Below are 1,401 nucleotides of genomic sequence, written 5' to 3'. Positions count from 1 at the left end.
AGCCACAGTTCGGCCTTGGCGATCAGCGGCTCGAACCAGGGCAGGGCGAGCAGGATCAGCAGGCCGGCGGCCCAGCCCAGCAGCACGTCGCTCAGCCAGTGCGTACCGAGGTAGACGGTGGTGAGGCCGACGCCGAGCGAGGTGACCGCGGAGAGGGCCGACAGCCAGCGGCGCGCGGTCGGGGTGGAGGCCAGATAGGCCAGGATGCCCCAGGTGACGACCGCGTTGGCGGTGTGGCCGCTGGGGAATATATCGCCGCCCAGGCCCATCTCGTTCGCGCCGATCGTGGTGGCGTAGTGCGGGCCGAGCCGTCCCATGCCGATCTTGGCGGCGCCGACGGTGGCGTTCAGCAGCAGCAGCGAGGTGGCGAGGGTGAGCAGCGGACGCAGGGTGTGCTGCCGCCAGGAGCGCCAGCCGAGCCAGGCCGCGACCATCACGGCGGTGGGGCCGCGCTGGCCCAGCACCACGTAGTAGTCGAGGAACGCGTGGATCTGCGGCCACTGCTGGTACGGCCGGAAGAACATGACCTGCCAGTCCAGCCGGACGAGCCAGGAGGTGGTCACGACGGCCCACACGATCGCCAGGTAGAAGGCCAGGGTCGCGGAGAACAGCACGACCCGGTGCCGGCTCATCCGCGGCATATCGATGTGGGCCGGTCGTTCCGGCTCCCGGTCCAGTCTGGCGAACACCCGGTCCAGACGCCGGGTGAGGTTTCGTTCGGTACGCACCCAATCGACGTTACAGCGAGTGAGCGGTGTTCCCGGTCGAAACTGCGGCTTTGTGATGACGATGTGATGTGGGAAACCTCTCAAGGGCGGCCAGAATTCCCGCGATTCCGCAATCCGATGAGACCGATCGGGCCAATTCCTTTGATCACGCCGGGTGTTGTTTATATGGCCCTTATGAATGCGTTAACCCCGTCCTGGCGTGGAATTCTCCCGGGCGTCATCGGGCGGAAGGAGTCGATCACGGCGGCCCGGAGCCGTTCAGCCAGAACGCCCCGTAGGCCGCCGCCGCGCCCGCCAGAGCGGCCGTGACCAGGGCCGCGACCGGGGGGCGCCGGCGGGCCAGGGCGCGGGCGAGCGGCAGCAGCAGGGGGAAGGCGGGCATCAGCAGCCGTGGCTTGGAACCGAAGTAGCTCGACGCGCACAGGGCGAGGGCGAGGACGATACCCGTGTACACCAGCGGCGCGGCCGGCTGACGCTCGCGCACACAGGTGACGTACAGCCAGATCAGCAGGGCCACGCCGACGGTCAGACCGAGGCCGGCGAGGGCGGACGGGAAGGACGTGAACCGGCCGGCCACGAAGCGGGCGAAGGCGTAGCCGCCGTCGAAGCCGTTGCGCCATCCGGCCTGGACGTCCAGATAGCCGAGCGGGCCGGCGCCGGTGCGGTGGCCGAC

At 69.5% G+C, this 1,401-nt stretch carries 1 protein-coding gene and 1 pseudogene; both read right to left on the bottom strand.

Translation table 11 applies throughout. The annotated features are described in order from the left end of the window. Nucleotides 1-728 (bottom strand): phosphatase PAP2 family protein (locus H5J33_RS35240; RefSeq protein WP_181798715.1); only part of this gene is annotated, 728 nt, incomplete at its 3' end. A 238-nt stretch (nt 729-966) separates the two neighbouring features. Then, nucleotides 967-1,401 (bottom strand): annotated as a pseudogene (locus H5J33_RS35235) (hypothetical protein); the annotation flags it as partial.

This window comes from Streptomyces sp. WELS2, from assembly GCF_013870595.1.
Taxonomy (GTDB): Bacteria; Actinomycetota; Actinomycetes; order Streptomycetales; family Streptomycetaceae; genus Streptomyces.
Note: the sequence above shows the minus strand (reverse complement) of the source record. Positions and strands in the feature narration are given on the sequence as shown.